The organism is Streptomyces sp. NBC_01232 (assembly GCF_035989885.1).
Classification (GTDB): Bacteria; Actinomycetota; Actinomycetes; order Streptomycetales; family Streptomycetaceae; genus Streptomyces.
Map to the genome: position 1 here is coordinate 7615621 of NZ_CP108518.1, position 22106 is coordinate 7637726.

The 22106-nt window shown below is 72.3% G+C and carries 18 protein-coding genes, 1 tRNA gene and 3 pseudogenes; 13 read left to right on the forward strand and 9 right to left on the reverse strand.

The window, feature by feature from the left end:
• Positions 1 to 15 precede the first annotated feature (15 nt).
• Both OG444_RS35105 and OG444_RS35110 read left to right on the forward strand, forming a co-directional pair.
• Positions 16 to 792, forward strand: coding sequence for an MIP/aquaporin family protein (locus tag OG444_RS35105; protein ID WP_327265895.1), 777 nt, complete (start codon positions 16 to 18; stop codon positions 790 to 792).
• On the forward strand, positions 789 to 1943 hold the full coding sequence (locus tag OG444_RS35110; protein ID WP_327265896.1) for an ArsO family NAD(P)H-dependent flavin-containing monooxygenase: 1155 nt from the start codon (positions 789 to 791) through the stop codon (positions 1941 to 1943). Before OG444_RS35105 ends, OG444_RS35110 begins: the two co-directional genes overlap by 4 nt.
• Here the strand turns inward: OG444_RS35110 and OG444_RS35115 are convergent.
• Both OG444_RS35115 and OG444_RS35120 read right to left on the reverse strand, forming a co-directional pair.
• The gene (locus OG444_RS35115; RefSeq protein WP_327267029.1) at positions 1886 to 2383 is read right to left on the reverse strand and encodes a GNAT family N-acetyltransferase; all 498 of its coding nucleotides are present in this window, start codon (positions 2381 to 2383) and stop codon (positions 1886 to 1888) included. The genes OG444_RS35110 and OG444_RS35115 overlap by 58 nt on opposite strands.
• Positions 2384 to 2388: 5 nt before the next feature.
• Positions 2389 to 2757 carry an ArsR/SmtB family transcription factor gene (locus OG444_RS35120; protein ID WP_030724816.1) on the reverse strand — a complete coding sequence of 123 codons (369 nt, stop codon included), beginning with the start codon at positions 2755 to 2757 and terminating at the stop codon, positions 2389 to 2391.
• A gap of 629 nt (positions 2758 to 3386) precedes the next feature.
• On the opposite strand from OG444_RS35120, the gene OG444_RS35125 reads away from it, so the two are divergent.
• The 7 genes and pseudogenes from OG444_RS35125 (at position 3387) to OG444_RS35155 (ending at position 9914) form a co-directional block, all read left to right on the forward strand.
• Positions 3387 to 3596: a hypothetical protein gene (locus OG444_RS35125; RefSeq protein WP_327265897.1), complete on the forward strand. Its 210-nt coding sequence runs from the start codon at positions 3387 to 3389 to the stop codon at positions 3594 to 3596.
• Positions 3597 to 3658: 62 nt separating this feature from the next.
• On the forward strand, positions 3659 to 5029 hold the full coding sequence (locus OG444_RS35130; RefSeq protein WP_327265898.1) for an NAD(P)-binding domain-containing protein: 1371 nt from the start codon (positions 3659 to 3661) through the stop codon (positions 5027 to 5029).
• A 1-nt stretch (position 5030) separates the two neighbouring features.
• Positions 5031 to 6254 (forward strand): MFS transporter, encoded by a 1224-nt coding sequence (locus tag OG444_RS35135; RefSeq protein WP_327265899.1) that lies wholly within the window; start codon positions 5031 to 5033, stop codon positions 6252 to 6254.
• 53 nt (positions 6255 to 6307) lie between these two features.
• Positions 6308 to 6502: pseudogene (locus OG444_RS35140) on the forward strand (SDR family NAD(P)-dependent oxidoreductase); the annotation flags it as partial.
• A gap of 1 nt (position 6503) precedes the next feature.
• Positions 6504 to 7013, forward strand: a pseudogene (locus OG444_RS35145) (polyphosphate kinase 2); the annotation flags it as partial.
• A gap of 54 nt (positions 7014 to 7067) precedes the next feature.
• Positions 7068 to 8195, forward strand: a pseudogene (locus OG444_RS35150) (SulP family inorganic anion transporter); the annotation flags it as partial.
• A 210-nt stretch (positions 8196 to 8405) separates the two neighbouring features.
• Positions 8406 to 9914, forward strand: a complete 1509-nt coding sequence (locus OG444_RS35155) for a DUF4246 domain-containing protein (protein WP_327265900.1) — start codon at positions 8406 to 8408, stop codon at positions 9912 to 9914.
• Positions 9915 to 10075: 161 nt separating this feature from the next.
• Here OG444_RS35155 and OG444_RS35160 read toward each other — a convergent pair whose 3' ends face one another.
• The 3 genes from OG444_RS35160 to OG444_RS35170 form a co-directional block, all read right to left on the reverse strand.
• On the reverse strand, positions 10076 to 12109 hold the full coding sequence (locus OG444_RS35160) for a protein kinase domain-containing protein (RefSeq protein ID WP_327265901.1): 2034 nt from the start codon (positions 12107 to 12109) through the stop codon (positions 10076 to 10078).
• An 849-nt stretch (positions 12110 to 12958) separates the two neighbouring features.
• Positions 12959 to 13843, reverse strand: coding sequence for an alpha/beta fold hydrolase (locus OG444_RS35165; RefSeq protein ID WP_327265902.1), 885 nt, complete (start codon positions 13841 to 13843; stop codon positions 12959 to 12961).
• 320 nt (positions 13844 to 14163) lie between these two features.
• Positions 14164 to 14237: transfer RNA gene (locus tag OG444_RS35170), tRNA-Ala, on the reverse strand.
• Between the two features lie 410 nt (positions 14238 to 14647).
• On the opposite strand from OG444_RS35170, the gene OG444_RS35175 reads away from it, so the two are divergent.
• Positions 14648 to 15301, forward strand: coding sequence for a hypothetical protein (locus OG444_RS35175; RefSeq protein ID WP_327265903.1), 654 nt, complete (start codon positions 14648 to 14650; stop codon positions 15299 to 15301).
• A gap of 412 nt (positions 15302 to 15713) precedes the next feature.
• Positions 15714 to 15845: a hypothetical protein gene (locus OG444_RS35180; RefSeq protein WP_327265904.1), complete on the forward strand. Its 132-nt coding sequence runs from the start codon at positions 15714 to 15716 to the stop codon at positions 15843 to 15845.
• Between the two features lie 36 nt (positions 15846 to 15881).
• Here OG444_RS35180 and OG444_RS35185 read toward each other — a convergent pair whose 3' ends face one another.
• The 3 genes from OG444_RS35185 to OG444_RS35195 all read right to left on the reverse strand — a co-directional run bounded on the left by OG444_RS35185 (position 15882) and on the right by OG444_RS35195 (position 16945).
• Complete coding sequence (locus OG444_RS35185) at positions 15882 to 16169, reverse strand: hypothetical protein (protein WP_327265905.1); 288 nt, start codon at positions 16167 to 16169, stop codon at positions 15882 to 15884.
• Positions 16166 to 16570 (reverse strand): hypothetical protein, encoded by a 405-nt coding sequence (locus tag OG444_RS35190; RefSeq protein WP_327265906.1) that lies wholly within the window; start codon positions 16568 to 16570, stop codon positions 16166 to 16168. Before OG444_RS35190 ends, OG444_RS35185 begins: the two co-directional genes overlap by 4 nt.
• Positions 16571 to 16678: 108 nt before the next feature.
• Positions 16679 to 16945, reverse strand: coding sequence for a hypothetical protein (locus OG444_RS35195; RefSeq protein ID WP_327265907.1), 267 nt, complete (start codon positions 16943 to 16945; stop codon positions 16679 to 16681).
• Positions 16946 to 17097: 152 nt separating this feature from the next.
• Between OG444_RS35195 and OG444_RS35200 the strand changes: the two genes are divergently transcribed.
• Together OG444_RS35200 and OG444_RS35205 are read left to right on the forward strand one after the other, a co-directional pair.
• Positions 17098 to 18111 (forward strand): SPFH domain-containing protein, encoded by a 1014-nt coding sequence (locus tag OG444_RS35200; RefSeq protein WP_327265908.1) that lies wholly within the window; start codon positions 17098 to 17100, stop codon positions 18109 to 18111.
• The gene (locus OG444_RS35205; RefSeq protein WP_327265909.1) at positions 18108 to 19007 is read left to right on the forward strand and encodes a hypothetical protein; all 900 of its coding nucleotides are present in this window, start codon (positions 18108 to 18110) and stop codon (positions 19005 to 19007) included. The genes OG444_RS35200 and OG444_RS35205 overlap by 4 nt, the downstream gene beginning before the upstream one ends.
• Before the next feature lie 405 nt (positions 19008 to 19412).
• Here the strand turns inward: OG444_RS35205 and lanKC are convergent, their stop codons facing one another.
• Positions 19413 to 22058, reverse strand: coding sequence for a class III lanthionine synthetase LanKC (gene lanKC, locus OG444_RS35210; protein WP_327265910.1), 2646 nt, complete (start codon positions 22056 to 22058; stop codon positions 19413 to 19415).
• Between the last annotated feature and the right edge of the window lie 48 nt (positions 22059 to 22106).

The window sequence follows — 22106 nt, forward strand, 5'->3', positions numbered from 1 at the left end:
CGAGGAGAACCAGCCTTGACCGCCACCGAGCCCGTCGGCACCCCGATACCTGCCGACGAGCCCCAGCCCGCACCCGGCGCGACGCCGCCCCGCACCCCGCTGATCGCCCGCGCCGCCGCCGAGCTGGTCGGTACCGCGGCCCTCGTGGCGGTCGTCGTCGGCTCGGGAATCCAGGCCACGAAGCTCACCCAGGACGTGGCCCTGCAGCTGCTGGCCAACTCCACCGCCACGGTCTTCGGGCTCGGCGTCCTCATCGCTCTCCTCGGCCCGGTCTCCGGCGCGCACTTCAACCCCGCCGTGACGCTGGCCGAGTGGTGGACCGCCCGCCGAGGCGGCGCCGGCGTCACCGCCCGTGAGCTGGCCGTGTATGTGCCCTCGCAGATCGTCGGCGCCATCGCGGGCGCCGTCCTCGCGGACGCAATGTTCGGTGAGCCGCTGGTCAAGTGGTCCACCCACGACCGCTCCGCCGGGAACCTCCTCCTCGGCGAGGTGATCGCCACGGCCGGGTTGATCCTGCTGATCTTCGGCCTGGCGCGAACCGACCGCCTCCGCTTCGCGCCCGTCGCTGTCGCCTCGTACATCGGCGCCGCGTACTGGTTCACCTCCTCCACCTCTTTCGCCAACCCGGCCGTCACCATCGGCCGCGCCTTCACCGATACGTTCGCGGGCATCGCCCCGGCCTCGGTGCCCGGCTTCATCGGCATGCAGCTGATCGGCGCCGCGGTGGGCCTGGCCCTGGTAGCGGTCATCTTCATGCGCCCCAGGACTCACGGCGGAACGCCCTCGGCATGACGCGGCGCGCGGACGTGGTGGTGATCGGCGGCGGCCAAGCAGGGCTCGCCGCCGGATACCACCTGCGCCGTCTGGGCATCGAGCACGTCATCCTCGACGCCCAGACGGCGCCCGGCGGAGCCTGGCAGCACACCTGGGACTCCCTGCGCCTCTTCTCCCCGGCGCAGTACTCCTCCCTGCCCGGACGGCTCATGCCCTCTCGGCCGGGCGAGCTCTACCCGGACGGCGCCCACGTCGTCGACTACCTCACCGACTACGAGAAGCGGTACGCGCTCCCCGTTCAGCGCGGCACCCGGGTCGACAGCGTGCACCGCGACGGGCCCGGCCTACGGGTCGAGACGTGCTCCGGATCGTGGACGGCCCGGGCGGTCATCAGCGCCACCGGAACGTGGACCCGCCCCTTCCTGCCCACCGTCCCCGGCCGGCGGGACTATCAGGGCCGCCAGCTGCACACCGTGCAGTACCGCAGCCCGTCCGAGTTCGCCGGGCAGCGCGTGGTCGTCGTGGGCGGGGGCAACTCCGGCGCGCAGATCGCCGCCGACCTCGCCCACGCCGGGGTCGATCCGACCTGGGTGGCCCAGCGCCCGCCCCGCTACCTCGCCGACGACATCGACGGCCGCGCCCTCTTCGACCACGCGACCGCCCGCCGTCGCGCCCTCGACGAAGGCCGCACCGACGCCGGCGGCGTCGCCTCCCTCGGCGACATCGTGGCCGTCCCGCCCGTACGCGCCGCCCGCGACGCCGGACTTCTCAGCGCCCGACCGATGTTCACCCGCCTCACCACGACCGGGGTCGAGTGGGCCGACGGCACCCGGGCCGAGGCGGACACGGTCATCTGGTGCACCGGCTTCCGCCCTGCCCTTGCCCCCTTCGCCTCGCTGCGCCTGCGCGGGAGCCGTGGCCGCATCGCGATGGACGGCACCCGCACCGCGGACGAACCCCGCCTGCACCTGCTCGGCTACGGCGACTGGACCGGCCCCGCTTCAGCCACCCTCATCGGCGTCGGCCGCCCCGCCAGGGATGCGGCCCGGGAGATCGCTCGCTTCCTCGAGTGTGCACCGGACCGCCGACACCGAAACCGCGTACCGGGCAGTCAGCCCGCCACGGAACTGCGGCGCTCCAGCAGTACGACGTTGCGCCAGACCCCGTGATGGCGGCCGATGCGCTCACGCGTGCCGATGATGCGGAAACCGGCTCGTGCGTGGACGGCGAGGCTGGCGGTGTTCTCGGGAAAGATCCCGGACTGGATGGTCCAGATCCCGGCTGCCTCGGTCGAGGCGGCCAGTGCGTCCAGCAGCGTGCGGGCGACGCCGCGGCCGCGGGCGTCGGGGTGGACGTAGACGGAGTGCTCGACCACGCCCGCGTACGCGCACCGGTCCGAGACCGCGCTCGCCGCGACCCAGCCCAGCACCCGGCCGTCGTCGTCGAGGGCGACGAAGCGGTGGTCGGGCAGCTTGGCCTTGTCGAACGCGGCCCACTCGGGGGCCTTCGTCTCGAAGGTGGCGTTGCCCTCGTCGATCCCCGACCGGTAGATGCCCAGCACCTGCTCGGCGTGCTCGGGCAGCAGCGCCTCGATCCGCACGCCGGTCACGCCGGTCACGCTGTCTTCGCGGCGCCGGCCAGCAGCGCGCCCATGGCGGCGAGCACGGACGGCTCGACCCGGTAGTACACCCACGTACCCCGGCGCTCGGAGGACAGCAGCCCGGCCTCCTTGAGCTTCTTCAGGTGGTGGGAGACGGTGGGCTGGGAGACACCGACGTCGGAGATGTCGCACACGCACGCCTCCCCGCCCTCGTGGGAGGCGACAGCGGAGAACAGTCGCAGGCGCACGGGGTCACCGAGGGCCTTGAACATCTTCGCCGCGACCTCGGCCTCCTCGGCCGACATCGGGCGCTCGTTCAGAGGCGGGCAGCAGGCCGCGACGACGTCGGGCTCCAGCAGCGGCAGAACCTTCACATTCGACATACGTCTATGTTGACACACATCGAACCAAGAGGGCAGGGGGTCGGCTGCGGGTCAGGTGGGAGGCCGGAGGGCGGGCCGGGCGGCGCTCCGGCCGGCGACCTCGCCCCCGGTGCGGGTAGGTCGTCTCTTTCGGATCTTGCTCCCCCAGCTACCGCTGGGAGGTGCCCCCAGGCCCGCGTCGACCGGCACCGCACCTCGCCGCGTTGTCGGAGCACCGCAGTACGTCCAGTACAACGGCGCTCCTCCGCCTTGCGATGCACGGCACCGGACGACGCGGGCCGACCGACAAGATCCAAAAGAGACGACCTAGCGGTCCAGGTCCCCGCCGAACGGCATGCCGGGCGGTGCGCCGAACCGGGTCGGGGAGAACAAGGGTCGGGCTGTCGTAGCAGTACGGCCACGACCCCGGCCCCCGGTCCGGCGCCTCCGGCGCCACCGGCGTCAGTCCTGCCCTGGCCGGCGCACGCGCTGCGGCCGGCCCCTACTGCCCGCCCCCGATGGCGACGGCTTCCACGTGTTCCGCAGCAGCCTCCAAGAATTAGATGAATGTCTATGTTGACGTCTATCGATACAAGTGCCATGCTGATCACGCAAGCCATAGATGAACTTCGAAACAAAAGGGAGTTGTCATGAACGAGTGGACCACCGCCACCAGCCCGAACCGCGCCGCGACGACGGGCTCCTGTTGCGGCACCGCCCCCGCGCAGCCCGCCGCCGAGGTGGCGCCCGCCCAGTCCTCACCCTGCTGCGGCAGCAGCGAGGGCGCGGAAGCAGCCGGAGCCTGCTGCGAACCGCAGGCCAAGCGCGAGGCCGTCGCCACCGGTGCCGGCTGCTGCTGACCACGTAGAGCCCTCGCCCACCCGCCCATCCGCCCACCTGCACTAAGACCCGGAGACATGTCATGAGTGAGACCACCACCGAGCTGCCCGTCGTCGTCATCGGGGCCGGCCCTGCCGGACTCGCGGCAGCAGCCCACCTCCTCGACCGCGACATCACCCCCCTCGTCCTGGAAGCCGGCCCGCTCGCCGGGGCCGCGGTGCGCGAGTGGGCTCACGTACGGCTGTTCTCCCGCTGGGGCGAGCTCGTCGACCCGGCCGCCGAGAAGCTCCTGGCCCCGACCGGCTGGACCAAGCCCGCCGAGGACACCTACCCCTCAGGCGGTGACTGGGCCGAGCGCTACCTTCAGCCGCTGGCCGATGTGCTCGGCGAGCAGGTCCGCTACGGAGCGCGCGTCACCGGCGTCTCCCGCACCGGCCGCGACCGCGTCGTCGATGCCGAACGGGACGCGCAGCCCTTCGTCGTCCACTACGAGAGCGCCGACGGCCGCGAGCAGCGCCTCTTCGCCCGCGCCGTCATCGACGCCTCCGGCACCTGGTCCACCCCCAGCCCCGCCGGCGGCAGCGGAATCGCCGCCCTCGGCGAGAAGGCCGCCGCCGACCGCATCACCTACCGTGTTCCGGACCTGAAGGACCCCGCCGTCCGCGCCCGCTACGCCGGGAAGCGCACTGCGGTCATCGGCTCCGGCGCCTCCGCCTTCACGGCCCTCGCCTACCTCGCCGACCTCGCCAAGTCCGAGGACGGCCGGGGGACTCACGCCACGTGGATCCTGCGCCGCGGGATCTCCGGCTCGACCTTCGGCGGCGGCGAGGCCGACCAGCTGCCCGCCCGCGGAGCCCTCGGCCTGGCGGCCAAGGCAGCCGTCGACGGCGGCTACGCCGACGCCGTCACCGGCTTCCGCACCGACACCATCGAGAAGACCGACGACGGCCGCGTCGCCCTGGTGGGCGAGGACGGCCGCCGCCTGGACCCGGTCGACGAGATCATCGTCCTCACCGGCCTCCGCCCCGACCTGTCCTTCCTGGACGAGCTGCGCCTGGGCCTGGACGAGCGGCTCCAGGCGCCGGTGGAGCTGGCGCCGCTGATCGACCCGAACCAGCACTCCTGCGGCACCGTCTACCCCCACGGCGTGAACGAGCTCTCCCACCCGGAGAAGGACGTCTACCTCGTCGGCATGAAGTCCTACGGACGCGCCCCCACCTTCCTCGCCATGACCGGCTACGAGCAGGTCCGCTCCGTCGCCGCCCACCTCGCCGGTGACCAGGAAGCCGCCGAGCGCGTCGAACTCACCCTCCCCGAAACCGGGGTGTGCGGGGGCGCCGGTCTCTTCGACGAGCCCGCAGCCGCGGAGGAGACCGGTGGCGGGTGCTGCGCGGCCCCGGCCACCCTCACCATCGGCGCAGCTCCCGCTCCCGCTTCGACCGGCGGCTGCTGAGGTGAGCGACCTTCAAAGCGGCGTGGCCGCGACCGGGACGGAGGTCCGGTCGCGGCCACGCGCCGTCCTGCCCGCCCTCTGCCTCACCCAGATCACCAGCTGGGGCATCGTCTACTACGCCTTCATCGTCCTCAACCCGGCCATCACCGCCGACACCGGCTGGAGCGCGGGCGCAACCACCGCGGCGTTCTCCGCCGCCCTCGTCGTCTCCGCCGTCGCCGGGATCTACGTCGGCCGCGCCCTGGACCACCGCGGCCCCCGCACCGTCATGACGGCAGGCTCCGTCCTGGGTTCGCTGAGCCTGCTGGTGATAGCCGCGGCCCCCAACCTGGCCGTCTTCTTCGCCGGATGGCTGCTCGCCGGAGCTGCCATGGCCGCCGTCCTCTACCAGCCCGCCTTCGCCGCCCTCACCCGCTGGTGGGGCCCCGACCACATCCGCGCGCTCACGATCGTCACCCTCGCCGGCGGCCTCGCCTCCACCGTCTTCGCACCCCTCACCGCGATGCTCGCCGACCACATGTCCTGGCGCGCCACCTACGTAGTGCTCGCCGGCATCCTCGCGGCTCTGACCGTCCCGGCCCACGCGATCGCACTGAAAGCCCCCTGGCCGCCGGCTCCGCCGAGCCCGCCGCACGTCACCAGCGGCCACGAGGGCGTGGTGCGCAGCCGGGCGTTCTGGATGCTGGCCGTCACCTTCACCCTGTCCGCGTTCGCGATGTACGCCGTCGTCATCGGCCTCGTCCCCCTCCTGATCGAACGCGGCTACACCACCACCCAAGCCGCATGGGCGCTCGGCCTCGGCGGCGCCGGCCAAACCGTCGGCCGCACCCTGTACGCGATGCTCGCCCGCCACCTCGGCGTCACCGCCCGCACCGTCACCCTGATCGCACTCGGCGCCCTCACCACCGCAGCCCTCTCCACCGTGGCCGGCCCCTACGCCCTGCTCGTCGCGGTGTCCGTCCTCGCCGGTGTGATCCGCGGCAACCTCACCCTCCTCCAGGCCACCGCCGTCACCGACCGCTGGGGGACCACCCACTACGGCCGACTCTCCGGACTCCTCGGCGCACCCGCCCACGCGGCCGCAGCCCTCGCCCCCTTCGCCGGTGCCCTCCTCGCCGGACCCCTCGGCGGCTACCCCGCACTCTTCGCACTGCTTGCCGCACTGTCGATCACCGCCGCTGTCGCAGCATTCGGGACTCGTCCGGGCAACGGCCCGAGCGGATGAGCTTCAGCGTCTCGCGGCTTCGGCCGCCTCCTCCGCCGGGATGACGGTGATCGATCCGCTCCACGGATGAATCCGCGGCGGACGCGGCCGAGGCGGCGGATGTGGCGTACTCGCCGCCGAAGACGTTCGTGAACGCCGTCACCCTCCAGTACGCGCGGGAGCTGAGCGGTACGAACATCCCGGTCAACGCCGGCTGCCCCGGCTACGTCACAACCGACCTCAACGGCTTCCGAGGCGTGCGCACCCCCCGACCGCAGCTGGTACAACCGCGCCGGAGTCGAGCACGTCATGGGCTTCTGCACACCGGCGGAACACCGGCTCTTCCTGCGCCAGTGTCCGCTCTTCGAGCACATGCTCGTCGAAGACGGGATCCTGCTCCGCAAGTACTGGTTCTCCGTCAGTGACGCAGTGCAGGAGGAGCGGTTCCGCGCCCGGGCGCAGGACCCGCTGCGGCGCTGGAAGCTCTCCCCGATGGACCTGGAGTCCCTCACGCGCTGGGAGGTGTACTCGCGGGCCAAGGACGAAATGCTCGTCCACACCGACACGGTGGACGCCCCCTGGTACGTGGTCGAGAGCGACGACAAGCGCAGCGCGAGACTCAACATGATCGCCCACCTGCTGTCCTCGCTTCCCTACGCGGACGTGACCCTGCCTTCGCTCACCCTGCCGCCCCGTCCTCCCTCCACGGGATACCAGCGACCTCCCAAGGACCTCCAGAACGCCGTCCCCGATCACGCGTCCACGCTGGGGAAGGACTGAAGCGCGGCAGATGCCGACGCGGAGTTGCCAAGTGCACCGTCAGCGGGGAGCCCGATGTCCGCACGTGGGAGGCCGTCCCCGCTGCCTCCCGGTCTCAGGGGGTACCGCCGGGCGTGGCTCAGTCGGGACGCACTGGCCGGGATCACCGTTGCCGCCTCTCTGGTGCCCCAGGTCATGGGCTATGCGGGGTGGCCGGGCTGCCACCTGTCGCGGGGCTCTGGGCAGTGCTGCCGGCCATGGTGCTCTACGCCCTGACCGGTTCTTCACGGCTGCTGTCGGTGGGACCCGAGTCGACCACCGCGCTGATGACGGCCGTCGCCGTGGTCGTCTGCCTGGGCGCTGTCGTCCTCGTCCTGCTCCTGGTGGCACCGGGGTACTGGCGGCTGGTTCCGCGTCCCCTGCTCGCGCTTGTCTCCGCCACAGCCCTGGTGGCGGCCTTCGGGCTGGACGAGCGGTACGGGATCGCCGTGATCGGCTCCGTACCCTCCGGGCTGCCGGTGCCCGCACTGCCGTCCCTCGGTGACCTGCCGCAGCTGGTGATCCCGGCGCTGGGCGTCCTCCTCGTCGGCTACTCGGACGTGATCCTCACCGCCCGGGCCTTCGCCGACCGGGGTGATCCGCTCCCGCTGGACCCCAATCGCGAGCTGTTGGCCCTGGGGGCGGCGAACCTGGGGGCGGGCCTCATGCAAGGGTTCCCCGTCAGCAGCAGCGCCAGCCGCACTGCCCTGGCCCAGGCGGCGAAGGCACGGAGCCAGGCCTACTCCCTGTTCGCCGCATTCGCGGTCGTGCTGGTCCTCCTCTTCCCGGGGCCACTCCTCGCGCACACGCCGAGCGCCGTCCTCGGCGCCATCGTCGTGTATGCCGCCGTCCGGCTCGTCGAAGTGGGCGAGTTCCGGCGCCTCGCGGCCTTCCGCCGACGCGAACTGCTCCTGGCACTCGGATGTCTCCTGGGGGGTTCTGGCCCTCGGCATCCTGTCCGGCGTCCTCGTCGCCGTGACCCTGTCCGTGGTCGAGCTGCTGGCCCGGGTGGCCCGCCCGCACGACGCCGTGGAAGGCATGGTGCCCGGGCTCGCCGGCATGCACGACGTGGACGACTACCCGACGGCGCGGACGGTTCCGGGGCTGCTGATCTACCGCTACGACTCGCCGCTGTTCTTCGCCAACGCGGAGAAGTACCGCCGCGGAATGAGCAGGACCTGCTGTCCCGGAGAAGGGCCGTCCGGCCCTGCTGGTGACTGAGCCGGGAAGCGCAGTGCGGGAGAGGAGGGGCCGCACAGCAGCTGGAGCGGCCCTGGCTCCCGGACCAGCGATGACAGGGACCACGGGCGGGCGGTGTCAGTCTGCTGCACTATCCTTCCCGCCACCGCACACCGACTGCAAGGACCAAGAGAATTGACCGGCCTGTCTGCTTTTCCGCTGCCCTTTACTGCGTCCCGTTCCATATCGTTCGCGAAACCCCGGACCCTGCGGGAACTCGGGATCATGCAGTGCAGCGCGCACCTCAGGGCGAAGCCGGGGTGGTTCGACAAGATGAACGACGCCGACATCGTGGCCCGGTGGACGCAGGAGGCGCTCGCCCAGGGCCTCACCGAAGCGCAGCTTCGCTACGTCTTTGCCGAACTCGGGCACTACGCCACGCTGCGGGACGGACGAACGGGCATCGAGGTGTCCGCCGTCGACGGGGTGTGGCAGTCGGACGCACTGGTCGACGACACGCTCAGGTTCCGGCTGCGCGAGGCGGTCCGGGTTCTGGAAGAGGTGCCCGAAGAGGAACAGGACTGGCACCCCGGATCGGACGGCCAGGTTCTGGATCTGGTTCATCCCTCGATGTTCTGCCTGGTGAGGGAGGCGAGCGGCGCACCGGAGCGGGCCTGGCAGAATCCGACGACCCGCTACTCGAAGTACGAGTTCTCGGAGAGGTTCCAGTGGCTGCCCACGGACGTGGACGTCAGTGACGACGGCGATGTCGCCTTCCGCTCGTATGTCAACAACGTCCATCCCGAGACGCATCACGAACTGCATTCCGTCCTGCCGGACTTGTTCGCACGGATGCTCCCGCTGTGGGAGAAGGTGCTCACGGATCTGCGTCATCCGCGGCCCCTGCGGATCGAGGCCGATCCCTACGGGTGGTACGACTCGAAACCGGAGTATCCGAACAAGTCCTCGTACAGCGATCCCGCGGCCCACCAGGAAGCCCTCCGTGCGTGGGAATCCGCCCACGAAGAATGGTGGGAGAACCGCCGCCCGGTCATCCCGGAGGCCCCGGAGTTCACCGTGCCCGAGGCGCCCGACGAATCCGCCCGGGTCGACCTGCGTGGCCGCCGCCTTCAGGTCATCGTCAAGCTCGCCACCATTCACCTGACCCCGGACAAGCCCGAGTACGCCGGTGGTTCCTGGCACGTCGAGGGCATGCTGAACGAGCGGATCGTCTCGACCGGCATCTACTACTGGGACAGCGAGAACATCACCGAAAGCCGGCTGAGTTTCCGGGCGGCACTCGACGACCCGGACTACGAGCAGAACGACGACGACGGGCTGCGTGAGGTCTACGGCCTGGAGGACGAGGACGCGCTGAACCAGATGCTGGGATCGGCATCGACGCCGGCGGGCCGCTGCCTGGCGTTCCCGAACATTCTGCAGCACCGCGTCGGCGACTTCCGCCTCGCGGACCCCACCCGCCCGGGATACCGCAAGATCCTCGCCTTCTTCCTGGTCGACCCGTCGGAAACCATCGTCTCGACGTCCGACGTGCCTCCGCAGCAACCGTGGTCCGACACATCGACCATGACGCTTGAACAGGCCGCGGTCTACCGCGAACAACTCATGCAGGAACGCAAGTTCTTCGTCGCCGAACACAACGAGCAGCTCTACGAGCGGGAATTCTCCCTCTGCGAGCACTGAACCTCGCGGCCTGGCGCAGGGCTTCGGCGGGGTGACCCGCGAGGGGGCGGCCGCGGCTTCGAGCTGCCGCCCCCCTCCCATGGATTCGGCTTCAGCCCATCCGGACACGTCCCGCCGGCCTCCGATACCCGGTCACCACCCGGTCCCCCCGCCGACGGGAGTCAGCGCCAGGCGGGATGCCCCTCGGTGGTGGCGCCGGTGGTGAGCGCGCGCTCGCCGGTCTTGTCCGCGCGCACGGCCCAGATCACGGGCTTCTCGTACGGACCGCGGACGAAGGCCAACCACGTGCCGTCGACGGACCAGGCGGGGTCCATCTCATGGGCACTGGTGGCGACCAGTTCACGATCGTCACTGCCGTCGGCGCCCACGAGGCGGATGTCGCCCTGAGTGTTCGTGCCGTACGTCCCCGCCGTGTAGGCGAAGGTGGTGCCGTCGGGTGACCACACCGGGTCGAGTGCCGGATGGGGCAGCCGGGTCACCTGCTGTGGCGCCCGGTTCGGGTCGGCGGGGTCGACCACGTGGATCTGCCAGTTCCCGGGCCCCGTCTCCAGGCAGACCGCGATGCTCTTGCCGTCCGGCGACCACGCGGGATCCTCGACCTGGCCCCCGCCCGAAGTGAGCTGGCGAGCCGTGCCGTCGGCGACGCCGACCACGAACAGCTGCTGGACACCGTCCTTCTTGCGGAGCACGGCGAGCCGGCTGCCGTCCGGCGACCAGGACACCCTGCCGCCGGCGATGGAGGTGATCCGCCGAGCGTTCGAACCGTCGGCACTGGCGGTCCAGACGGCCGTGCCCTCGGGCGTGCTGCGGGTGAACGCGAACGACCTGCGGTCGGGGGACCACTGGGGCAGGGTGTCGCATGCGCCTGCGCTCCCTGCGATGAGCCCCACGGGCTTCTCCGTCGCCGCGTCCCGGCGGGCGACGACGCCGTGGCACGTCCCGGGCCAGCCCGGGGCGGTGTCCTGCCGGATCAGCAGGGGATCGGCCGGGAACGGGGCAGGGACGGGGGCAGCGGCGGATCCGGTGGGCGTGGCGGCGCCGGACTTGGAACGGTCCTTGGCGGAGTCCCTCCAGGGCTGCCACACGTACAGGCCGACGACCGCGAGAGACGCCACGAGCACCGCCGCCACCACCGCGCGGCGCCGCCGGGGCTTCTCCGCAACCGCCTGCGGCACCTGTGCGGGGGCGGGGGAGAGCCGCGCCGCGGGTCCCGTCACCGTGCGCGGCTGTTCCGTACGGGGCTCCGCGACGACGGGCGGGACGGCGTCCGGTTCCGCGAGGTCCTGCGCGGTGCCCGACGGGCCGTCCGGCCCGGTGGGACGCACCGCCGGTTCCGGGGCGGGAAGCAGCTGCGTCGCCGCCTCCGGCAGCCAGGAGCCACCGTCTGGGTGGCGGACGGTGAGGGTACCGAGGAAGGCGGCCGGTGTGGGCCGTGCCGCCGGATCCTTGGACAGGCAGGCGCCGATCGCTGCGCGGAGCTCACCGGGCACCGCGGTCAGGTCCGGCTCCTCGTAGACCACCTTGTAGTGCCTGGCCGCGGACGGGCCGTCGCCGAAGGGGGCGCCGCCCGCCGCCTGGGTGAGCACGACCCCCAGAGCGAACATGTCGACCGCGGGGGTGAGCACGCCACTGCCGGTGAGCTGCTCGGGTGCCAGGAATCCCGGCGTGCCGACCTGCAGGCCGGTCTGGGTCAGGGACGTTCCGTCCAGGGCGCGCGCGATGCCGAAATCGATGACACGCGGTCCGTCCTCCGCGACGATGATGTTCGCGGGCTTGAGATCGCGGTGGATGACCCCCGCTCGGTGGATCGCCTCGAGCGCCTCGGCCAGGCCGGCGGCCAGCACGGTGAGCGTGTCCAGGGGCAGCGATCCGAGGCGCGCGAGTACCGCTTGCAGGGTGGGACCGGGCACGAAGGCCGTCACCAGCCAGGCCGGCTCCCCCTCCGGGTCGGCGTCGACCACCGGCGCGGTGTGGAAGCCACCGACCCTCCGCGCGGCCGCGACCTCGTCGGCGAACCTGCGCCGGAACCCGGGCTCGGTGCTCAGCTCGGGACGTACGACCTTGACGGCGACCGCACGGCCGGACCGGGAGCGGCCCAGGTAGACCACGCCCATGCCGCCCTGGCCGAGCCGTCCCACCAGCCGGTAGCGGCCCTCGCCGAGCGAGGTGGGATCGCCCGTTTCGAGCGGCTTCATAGGTCCCCCGTTTCACACCTTGCGCGATGAACAGCCTCTCCCTACCTGTCGTGCCGACCACCAGTCAAGCGGCGCCCTTGCGGAGACCCGACCGGCGTGCCTCCGAGAGCCTGTCCTCCTGGTCGGCCGGGGGCGGGTGTCGGCGTGTGACCGGCGGGGTGGTGGCCGCGCCGGCAGCCGTTCTGGGGGGCGCGATGTCCCCCGGCCGCCGGGGCTCCGCCCAGCGCGAACCGGATGGCGCTGTGCATGCGGGGGAGGGGCCGCGACCGCCCCCCGATCCCGGCTCCGAAACTCCCGCCGGTGCCCCTCAAGGCACGCGTCCAGGATGCGGGTCGGCCGCACGCGGCGCAGGACGGACGAGGACGTCCCAGGAGCAGAGGCGGCCAATGCCGAGCGGGGGGGGCCGGCCACTCCACGCGCACGGGCGTCTTCCTTCACACCGCACGCGCCCGACCCGGGAACTTCGAGCGCGAGAACGGGGACGACCCGTGAGGTAAATCTGGTGGCCGCGCTTGCCGCGGCCACGTCCGTGACGGCCGTCCTGCTGGCCGGCCCTGTGACTCCCGCGGGTGCCTCGTCCGCGTACTGCAACCAGACGACGCCGAACAGCTCGATCCTCTTCTCCAAGGCGAGCACGGGTGTCCAAGGCCGAGGACGGCGGCGGCATCTCCTTCCGCAAGATCGGTACCAGCGGTATCTGGGACAAGGTGGGCCGGACCTCGGACAGCCTGTTCTTCTGCAAGAACAACGGCACCGCGTGGATCTCGACGCTCGTGAACGGCAACTACACCAACGTCGGCCCGCTGCCCCTGCCCTCCGGCTCGAGATTCCCTCGAGCCGGAGGGCCGGTCAGGCCTGTTCCAGCACCCCGCGCAGGGCCTGTGCGAACGCCTCCGGCTCGCCGTGCTGGCCGTACTCGCCGCCCAGGAAGCCGCCGTGGTCGCCGGGGAACAGCGTCAGCTCGGTACCCAGCTGCTCGGCGACGCCCACCGCGGCCCGCGCGGGGAACTGGCCCTCCGACTCCTTGCCGACCGCCACGACGATCCGTGTCTCCGCGGCGCGAAGCGCCTCGAATTCGGGCCGGTACGAGGTGCAGCCGCGCATGTTCTGCCCCAGCAGCGGGTCCCCGCGGGTGCCGTCGTCCTCGGTCGGCAGGCCGAAGGCCGTCGGCTCCGGCGCGGGCTCGTCCTGCCAGTCCGCAGGGAAGGGGCCCTTGCGGCTGGCCGCCGCGATGAACTTGGCCATCGCCGGGCCGGTGCCGGCGCGCAGGTAGGTGGCGTGGATGTCGGCGCACACCTCGAGTACCGCCTCCCGGTCCGGGAGGACCTGGGCCGCGGGCGGCTCGTGCGCGACGAGGGTGCGGACCAGATCCGGGTGGCGGGCGATCAGGGCCAGCGCGTTGACCGCGCCGCCACTGCTGGCGAACACGTCGACCGGGCCGGTTCCGGCAGCCTCGATCACCCGCCGGAGGTCCTCCGCGTGCTCCTGCGGCAGGTTCTCCGAGGCCCCGTCGGTACGGATGCTGCGGCCTGCGCCCCGCGGGTCGTACGTGAGCACGGTCCGGTCGGTGAAGTGCGAGGCCAGCGTGCCGAAGCCGGAGGCGTCCATGGGGGAGCCGATCAGGAACAGCGGCGTGGGCCGGACTCCGCCTGCCACCCCGGCATCCGCGGCACGTACGTCGTACGCGAGCGTGGCGCCGTCCGACTCCAAGGTGCGGGTCACGGTCTCGGTCATGGTGCTTCTCCTTCGGCTGTCGGGCCTTTCGTAGGTAAGACCGTCCCCGCGCACCGAACTCATCGGTGCTCCCGAAGCAATTTCTTCAGCCCGTGCCGAGGGTGACCGACACCTGTGAACGAAGGCCTGACCCGAGGGGCCCGGCCGGATGAGAGGATCGGCAGCACGTACGTCGGTCGGTGCCAGCGTTGCACAGGGCGAGGACGGTCCGGGCGGTGCCTGCGGGGTCGGTCTTCCGGGCCGGCCGTACCCCGACGAAGTGGGCGGTATCGATGCACGCGCGTCCGGGGGCGCCGGTCGTTCCGGAATACGCGCGGCGGGGGAGCAGGCCGGATTCGAACCGGCGTCCTCCCCTCTTGCCAAGAGGGCGCGTCTACCTCTGCGCTACAGCCCCCCGCCGCGGTACGCACACCCTATGGGTGCGGAACGGGATCCGCGTAACAGGTTTTCAGAGCTGTTGTCGGCCGTGCAGTGAACGGCAACCCCGCCTCCAGCATGGCTACGCGCTGCCCGCCCCTCGGGCACCCCGGGGCTGTCCTGCGGATCGGGATCCGCCTATCCTCCCCGTGATTCGGCACAGCGGACAGGAAGGGCGCGTGGATGAGCGCAGAGGGCAGTGGCGGCCGAACGCCGTGGAATCCGTACGGAGAAGGGCAGCCGCCCGTTGCGGGGTGGCCTCCGGCGGGTCCGGCTCCGGCTCCCGCTCCCGCGCGCCGACTGACCTTCGGGCGCCTGTTCAACCCGATCGCCGTGGGGCGCGCCGTGTTCACGCCGTCCCGGCCGGACCGTGTGCACGATCCGGTGGTGAAGAAGGTCCAGGTCCTGCGCACGGTCATCGGACTGGCCGCCCTCACCTGGATGTTGCTCTCCTACGGGGTGGTGCCGGACGCCGATGCCGTCGTCGACGACCGCTTCGCCCAGATCCGCACCACACTCATCGTGCTGGCGGTGACCTTCCCGGTCGCGGTCGCCGCGTTCATCGCGGCGGCCCGCCCGCCCCACCGGCGCATGTTCCTGCGGCGCGCGGTCAAGCCCGCCGGGGCGCTGCTCGTGCTGGTCGTCACGCTCGGTGCGCCGCGGCTGATCACCGGGCTCGGCTACGTGACCGAGGAAACGGACTGGACGTCTTCCGCGGGGCGGGTGGCCCTGCTGTTCGCCCTGGGTGCCTTCCTGTTGTGGCTCGCCCCCTTCGGCCTGTACGGCATCGGCCAGTCGCTGGTCCACGTATTCCGTACGGCGGACCTCCATGAGACGGTCCCGCCGCTCCTCGCGGCGCTCCTCGTATGGGAAGTGGCCCTCTTCGACATGATCCGGGGCACCTACGAAGGCGTGCCGTTCGCCGTCCGGATCGTCTTCATCCTCGGAGCGCCCCTGTCCGTCACCGCCGTGGCGATGTGGGAGCTGCGGCGGCTGCGCACACGGCACGGCATCACCCTGCGCGGAGCGCTGCTGCGCTGACCGGTACCGGAACGCACGCCGAACCAGGACGTCGAGCAGTTACCCGCTCCGACGGGCCCTGCACGCGCGGCAGTTCGCGACCGCGAGGGCGAGACCCAGGGGAACCAGCACGAAGAAGAAGAGCAGAACCGCAACCAAGTCGATGGCTGAGAAGTACACGTGACCCCCTTGAACGCGCTTGATCTGAACGCGTTCAAGATAACCTCTGGCCCGCCTTCTCGGAAAGGGGCGCCGAAGGTCCCCCTCGCTCACATCAAGCCGGCGATTCGCCCGAGCCGTGTCCGCGCCCGACCGGCGGGCGGCCGCGGCCGGCCGTGCCGTTCCGGACGGATCTGACTGGCTTCTTCGCCGCCTGGTCGAGGGGACGCCAGAGAACTACCAGGCATGGGCCCAGAGGTACTACGGCAGACCGGTGCACCTGGACGCAGTCATCGACGTCTACCGGCTGCGGCCTCTCACGCCGGATGCGGTGGCTGCCCTGAATCCCGCCGTGACGCTGGCGCAGCTCGGTGACACCATCGCGGCGATCGGCTACCCGGCCTGAGCGCGGCTCTCAGCGGGCCGCCCCGCACGTCTCCCGCTACCGGAACCGCTCCACGGGTGTGCGCCTGCCGGCCCGGAAGTCGATCAGGGCGGCGCCGATGTCGAGCGCGGAGCCGGAGAAGAGCACCGACCGGTCGGCTGCCACGAGGATCGTCCCACCGCCCCGCGCGCGGTGCACGACAGCCACCGCGTCGTCCTCGGGCAGCAGCACGTGAGCGGTATCGGCTTCTGCGGCGATGCGACGGTGCAGCGCCTCCCCGAACTCGATGAGGCTCTGCTGCTCCGGCGTGGGCGCCAGGGCCTTTCCCGTGCTCCCTTCCGTCATTCCGCTGCCACCTCTCCACCGTGGACCGCCGCGAGCCCGGCGATCAGGTCCGCGTTGCGCATCCCGGGCAGGGCGTACCCTTCGGCCTCGTCCCACGGGACATCGAGGTCGTCCATGTGCACGCGCCACTCCGCATCCGGCGTGGCCCGGCGCAACTCCGTCATGCTGTCCAGCACATGGGCGATCACGGGCATCAGGCGACCGGGATCGCGTGGCATTTTGGTGGACCCGGCGACGATCTCGTGCGGCCCGGCCGTACGCCGGTCGTACAGGTACAGGCTTTCCTCGTCGTCGTACGGAAATGACGCCGCGTGCGCGGCGACGACGCGGGCGACGGAGGCCGACTCGGCCTCGGTCAGCGGTGTCGTGCGGTGCGCGCTGTAGTAGAGAGAGACGCTCATGACGGGAAGCGTATGACGGGGGTGTGACAGCCCGGGACCGAGCGCCCTGCAGGGCTCTGCTCGGGACGGAAGCCGGCCGGGCGCGCCGAGTTCCTTCCCTGCTCGTGACTACGCTGTCGGTGTGTTGCGCTCGAGACGGGCCCGGAGTTCGTTTTCGGCCGCGGCGCACTCGGCCGGTAGGCCGGGCAGGAGGGCAAGGGCGGCAGCCATGAGCTGTGCCGAGGCCCGCGGGTCCTCTCGGACCGCCCGGAACAGCACGGTCGCGTCCATCGGGGCCAGCTGGTAACGCCACGCGGGGTGGCTGTGCGTCGCCGCGTAGTGGTCGGTCAGGATCTCGACGGGGGACAGCTCGGCTCCGCAGCGGCGCAGGAGCATCGCCAGGCCGTGCCGGTTGATGAACCCGCAGATCTCCTCGGCGTCCGCCTGAAGGACTGCGGTGCGGGGCCGGGGCCGGTTCTCTTTTCGTCCCCTTGACGATATGGGCGGGGTCCCTTATCGTCGCGTTGACGAAATGAAGGGGGTCCGCCATGGCCGACATCACCCGGCGCTTCGGATGGCGCCATCTGCGCTCCGCGCCCACCACCCACATACGCCACCACAGGCGCGGCCGGCTCGTCCACGACGGGCGGGGGCTCAGCTTCTGGTACAGGTCGCTCTCGGCGGCGCTTTCCGAAGTGCCGGTCGACGACCGGGAGCTGGCCATGGCGTTCCATGCCCGAACGTCCGACTTCCAGGACGTCGCCGTCCAGGCCACCGTCACCTACCGGATCAGCGACCCGGCCGAAGCCGCGGAACGGCTCGACTTCTCCGTCGACCCGGACACCGGGAGCTGGCGCGGGGCCCCCTTGGAGCAGATCGCCACCCTCCTCACCGAGAGCGCGCAGCAGCACGCGCTGGACGTACTGGCCCGGACTCCGCTGGCCGTCGCCCTGGTCGACGGTGTCACCTCGGTGCGGACGAGCGTCGCCGCCGGCCTCGCCGCCGAGCCCAGGCTCCCGGCCACCGGCATCGAGGTGGTGGCCGTAAGGGTCGTGGCGATCCGCCCCGAGGCCGACGTGGAGCGCGCCCTGCGCACTCCGGCCCGCGAGCAGATCCAGCAGGAGGCGGACCGGGCCACCTATGAACGGCGGGCCGTCGCCGTCGAACGTGAGCGCGCCATCGCCGAGAACGAACTGGCCAGTCAGATCGAACTGGCCAGGCGCGAGGAGCAGTTGATCGACCAGCGCGGCACCAACGCCCGCCGCGAGGCCGAGGAGAAGGCGGCGGCGGACGGAATCCGGACCGAGACCGAGGCGGCGCGCAAGGTCAGCCTGGCACGCGCGGACGCCGAGGCGGCGCGCGAGACGGGTGCGGCGCGCGCCGAGGTCCAGGCCGCCTGGCTGCGCGTACACGACGAAGCCGCCCCCGGAACCCTGCACGCCCTGGCGGCGACCCGGCTGGCGGAGAACCTGCCGCGGATCGAGAGCATCACGCTCTCGCCCGACGTCCTCACGGGGCTCCTCACCAGGCTCGGACGCTCGGAAGGCGGCACGGGCGCGTGAGCCTGGCCCCGCGGGCGGTCCTCGTGCACCGCCGGACCGAGTACGAGGAACTGCTCGCCCGGCACGGGACGCACGGGCAGGCCGCGTTCTTCCTCTCCAGCCGCGGCCGGTCGATCGACGAGGTGCACCGCCGCCACGAGCGCACCCTGCATGCTCTGCGCCAGGTGGCGGCTGCGGTGCCGCTCACCTGGCGCAGCTCCCGGGTGGAGCGGGCGGACCTGGACCGCTTCCTGTTCGCTCCGGAGGACGTGGTGGTCGTGATCGGCCAGGACGGTCTGGTCGCCAACACCGCGAAGTACCTGCACGGACAGCCGGTGGTGGGCATCGACACCGACCCGGGGCGCAACCCGGGGGTCCTGGTCCGCCACCGCTGCGCCGACGCGGCCGCCCTGCTGCGTGCGGCGACCGCTGCCGGTGGCACGGCAGATGAGCTGACCATGGTCGAGGCCGTCGCCGACGACACCCAGCGCCTTCTCGCACTCAACGAGATCTACCTGGGGTCGCCCGGTCACCAGACCGCCCGCTACCGCCTCGGCCCCGACGGCGACACGGGCCCGGGCGAGGCCCAGGCATCCTCCGGGGTGCTCGTGGGCACCGGCACGGGCGCCACCGGCTGGCTGCGTTCCCTGTGGCAGGAGCGCGGCAGCCGGGCGGAGCTGCCGGCCCCCGGCGACCGGCGGCTCCTGTGGTTCGTACGGGAGGCCTGGCCCTCTCCCACGACCGGCACGACGATGGTCGCCGGTGAGCTGGGACAGGGGCAGAGGTTGCAGTTGACCGTGGAGTCGGACCGGATGGTGGTGTTCGGCGACGGCATGGAGGGCGACGCCCTGGAGCTGACGTGGGGCCAGAGCATACGACTGGGCATCGCGGGAACGTCACTGCACCTGGTGACGTGACGTGAGTCCCCTGCCCGACTGCGCCCGGCGCGCGATGGTGCCGCTACGTGTCGGAGAGCACCGCGGCCGCTCGTGCCGACCGGGCCATCGCCATCCGCGACCAGCCCTCCTCAGGTCCTGTCGTCAGGCGCTCCCTCAGAACGCACCGGGCCGGGACCGGTGGCAGGGCCACCCGTCCCGGCCCTTCCGGGTACCGGCTCGCTCGTTACATCGGGTCCGGGAAGATGTCGGTGATGCTCCAGGCGACGCTGAAGCAGGGGAAGACGGAATCGGACTCCGGCTCGGTGTCCAGTGCCTGGAGCGCGAGGATCTGGCTCATGGGTGCTCTCTGCTTTCTTCTCGGGGTTGTGTCGGTCGGTAACTGCACGCCTCGGCACGGAGCTGCTCGCCGCCGTACCGAGGCGGTCATGGGACGCCCGCCCGGTACCGCCGGTCGGCGGCAGGGATCCGGGGACGCGCGTGGTGGGGCTCCGTCAGGAGCGGGCCGGCCAGCAGGCGGTGCAGGGCCAGCAGGACACCGGCCCCGCCACTGGACAGGTCGGCGGTGAACCGCTGCGAACCCGCTCCGAGGAAACGGACGCCGCGCCGGTACGGGACGGCGTACTTCAGCAGGCCGGTCGCCGCGCGCACGGCGTCGCCGCGGGCGGCGTCCGTACCGGTGAGCTCGGCGTGCTCGGTCAGGAACCAGGTCAGGCCGGCGAGCCCCCGGTACAGGCCCGCCTCCTTCGTGGCGCAGGAGACCCGGATGCCGGCGACCAGCCTCGGCAGCGCCGCGGCGCAGCGCTCGTCCGGGGCGGTGGCGACGTAGCGGGTGAGCACCGCCGCGACCCCGGCCGCACCCGTGGCCAGGTACGGCATGGCGCGGGTGAGCTGCGCGTTGTCGGAGATGGACAGGGCACCGTCGTCCAGCGGGAAGGTCCGGTCCAGCTCCTGATGGAGCAGCAGGCGACCCGCCTCGAGGCACCGGGCGTCGCCGGTGTCGCGGGCCAGGCGATGGAGGAAGAGGGCGAGCCCCGAGCGGCCGTGCAGCAGACCGCGGGCATCGTGTGCGCCGAGGGTGGCGGGCAGGTCGCGGGTGCGCAGCAGGCGCTCCCCTGTCGCGGCGGCCCGCTCCAGGTGGCTGTGGTCCCCGGTCAGCCGGTACAGGGCGAGCCAGCCCAGGCCGACCCCGGCCCGCCCGCCGGCCAGCGTGCCGCACGAGTCGGTGAGCGGGTGGTCGTCTGCGTCCCGGAGCAGGTCGAGGGCCTCGTCCAGCAGGCCGAGCCCCGCCAGCACCCGGGCGATGCCGGCCGAGCCGACGAGCAGTCCGGGGGGCAGCGTGCCGCGCAGCGCCAGCGTGTCGCGGCGCAGGCGTTCGCGGATCTCCTCCGGCACCGGGGCCCCGGCGCGGTGCAGGGCGTGCACCACCCCGGCCGTGCCGTAGGCCAGGCACACGTTGTTGGTCCGGAACGCCTCGGGCGAGGGCGGGAAGGCCCAGTCCGGCCGGCCGGCGTCAGCCATCTCCAGCAGCCCCGCGGTCACCTCCTCGGCCAGCCGCTCGAGGCAGCCGCGCGGACCGGTGTCCGGTTCGGCGGGGGAGGGCAGGCGGCGGCCGGGGGCGTCCTGGCCCTCCGCCCGGCCCGTCAGGTCCTCCGTCCGGTCCTGCGTCAGGTGGAAGGCGGTCGCCCGCTGCCACAGGTCGTGCGGCGGAGCCAGGTCCGCCAGATCGCGGCGCAGCAGTACGAGGTTGGCGGGCGCGTGTGCGGCGGTCTCGTTGAACGGCGCCAGGCAGGCGAGCGCGACCGCCGACATGCCGTACCGGTCCTGCAGCAGTGGGTCGGTGTCGGCCCGGAGCAGGCCCGGCGGCGGCGCGAACCCCGGGGTGCCCATCGCGGAGGGCGCCGCGGACAGGGCCGAGGCCGCTTCGAAGTCCACCAGCCGGGCCCCGCCCGAGGGCGTGACCAGGACATTGCCCGGGCTGAGGTCACCGAACCGGTAGCCGGCGGAGTGCAGCCGCTCGAGCGAGGAGTCCAGCGAGGCCAGCAGGCGCCGGCACGCCTCGTAGTACGCGGCGACGGACTCGGCCGTGCGATCGGCGCGGGCCAGCGGGGAGGACCGGCTCAGCCAGCCCACCAGCGGCTGCCCCGCGACGTATTCGGTGACGAGGAAGTCGTGTTCCCACTCCGTGAAGTGGTCCAGCGGCTCCGGGCCCACCCCGGGAGAGGCCGCGTGCAGCTCGCGCAGCACGCGGTACTCGTGCCGCAGCCGCTGCTGCGCGTCGGTCCCGTCGAAGACCAGCCCGTTGTGGGCGCGGGCCTCCTTGACGAAGACCGTGCGGCCGGTCCGCCGGTCCCGGGCCTGGTAGGCGCCGCCGGCGTTGCTCAGGCGCACCGCGCGGGTCACTTCGTAGTCGCGGATCAGGATGGGGCCCGCGTGCGGCTGTTCCTCGTGCTCGACGAAGGGGTCCGTGATCCCCGGGGGCAGCTGGAAGGCGGGCAGCCGCAGGTCCACGACCTCGCGGCCGGAGCCGTCGCGCACGACCCCCTCCCGGGTGCCGTCCGCCCGCAGCCGGCTGCGGGCACCGAAGGAGCCGTAGCGGTAGTGGACGGTCCGCGAGTCGCGAAAGCGCCGGTCGGTGAGGACGTACGGTCCCTCCTCCCCGTCGAGCGCGCCGCTCAGGCGCTCCAGCAGCCGGCGGGCCGTTGCCGTGTCGGGCGGGTAGACGGCGCAGAACTTGCCCGACTGGGCCCGCCCGGCGTGCTTGTGATGGAGGAACAGGAAGAAGAGCCGGGCGCTCAGGTGCTTGAACGGAACGCCTTCGGAGAAGCAGATGCCGGCGACCGTGTCGAGCACGTGCTGCGCGCGGTCCAGCCGCGCGGACACGTGGATCTTCCAGCCCTGCTCGGCGAGCCCGGTCCGCGGATCGCCCCAGAGCGTCCAGATGCCCTGGGCGGCGCCGCGCACGCCCGGTGGCACCTCGCGGGGAGCGAAGCGCGGACCGGGGTCGGCCGCGCTGGTCAGCGGCAGGTAGTACTCCCGGTCCGCGAGCGCTTCGCCGAAGCCTTCGAGCACGGGATCTCCTCGCAGGGTGGTGGTGGGCGGCCGCGGTGGCTGCGGTGG

What these genes read in the sequence shown, in the direction of transcription:
- OG444_RS35190 (WP_327265906.1), bottom strand. Translation starts at nt 16,570, where the DNA reads ATGAGCGTCTCTCTCTACTACAGCGCGCACCGCACGACACCGCTGACC.
- OG444_RS35165 (WP_327265902.1), bottom strand. Translation starts at nt 13,843, where the DNA reads ATGACCGAGACCGTGACCCGCACCTTGGAGTCGGACGGCGCCACGCTC.
- OG444_RS35130 (WP_327265898.1), top strand. Translation starts at nt 3,659, where the DNA reads ATGAGTGAGACCACCACCGAGCTGCCCGTCGTCGTCATCGGGGCCGGC.
- OG444_RS35125 (WP_327265897.1), top strand. Translation starts at nt 3,387, where the DNA reads ATGAACGAGTGGACCACCGCCACCAGCCCGAACCGCGCCGCGACGACG.
- OG444_RS35185 (WP_327265905.1), bottom strand. Translation starts at nt 16,169, where the DNA reads ATGACGGAAGGGAGCACGGGAAAGGCCCTGGCGCCCACGCCGGAGCAG.
- OG444_RS35200 (WP_327265908.1), top strand. Translation starts at nt 17,098, where the DNA reads ATGGCCGACATCACCCGGCGCTTCGGATGGCGCCATCTGCGCTCCGCG.
- OG444_RS35195 (WP_327265907.1), bottom strand. Translation starts at nt 16,945, where the DNA reads ATGCTCCTGCGCCGCTGCGGAGCCGAGCTGTCCCCCGTCGAGATCCTG.
- OG444_RS35120 (WP_030724816.1), bottom strand. Translation starts at nt 2,757, where the DNA reads ATGTCGAATGTGAAGGTTCTGCCGCTGCTGGAGCCCGACGTCGTCGCG.
- OG444_RS35110 (WP_327265896.1), top strand. Translation starts at nt 789, where the DNA reads ATGACGCGGCGCGCGGACGTGGTGGTGATCGGCGGCGGCCAAGCAGGG.
- OG444_RS35160 (WP_327265901.1), bottom strand. Translation starts at nt 12,109, where the DNA reads ATGAAGCCGCTCGAAACGGGCGATCCCACCTCGCTCGGCGAGGGCCGC.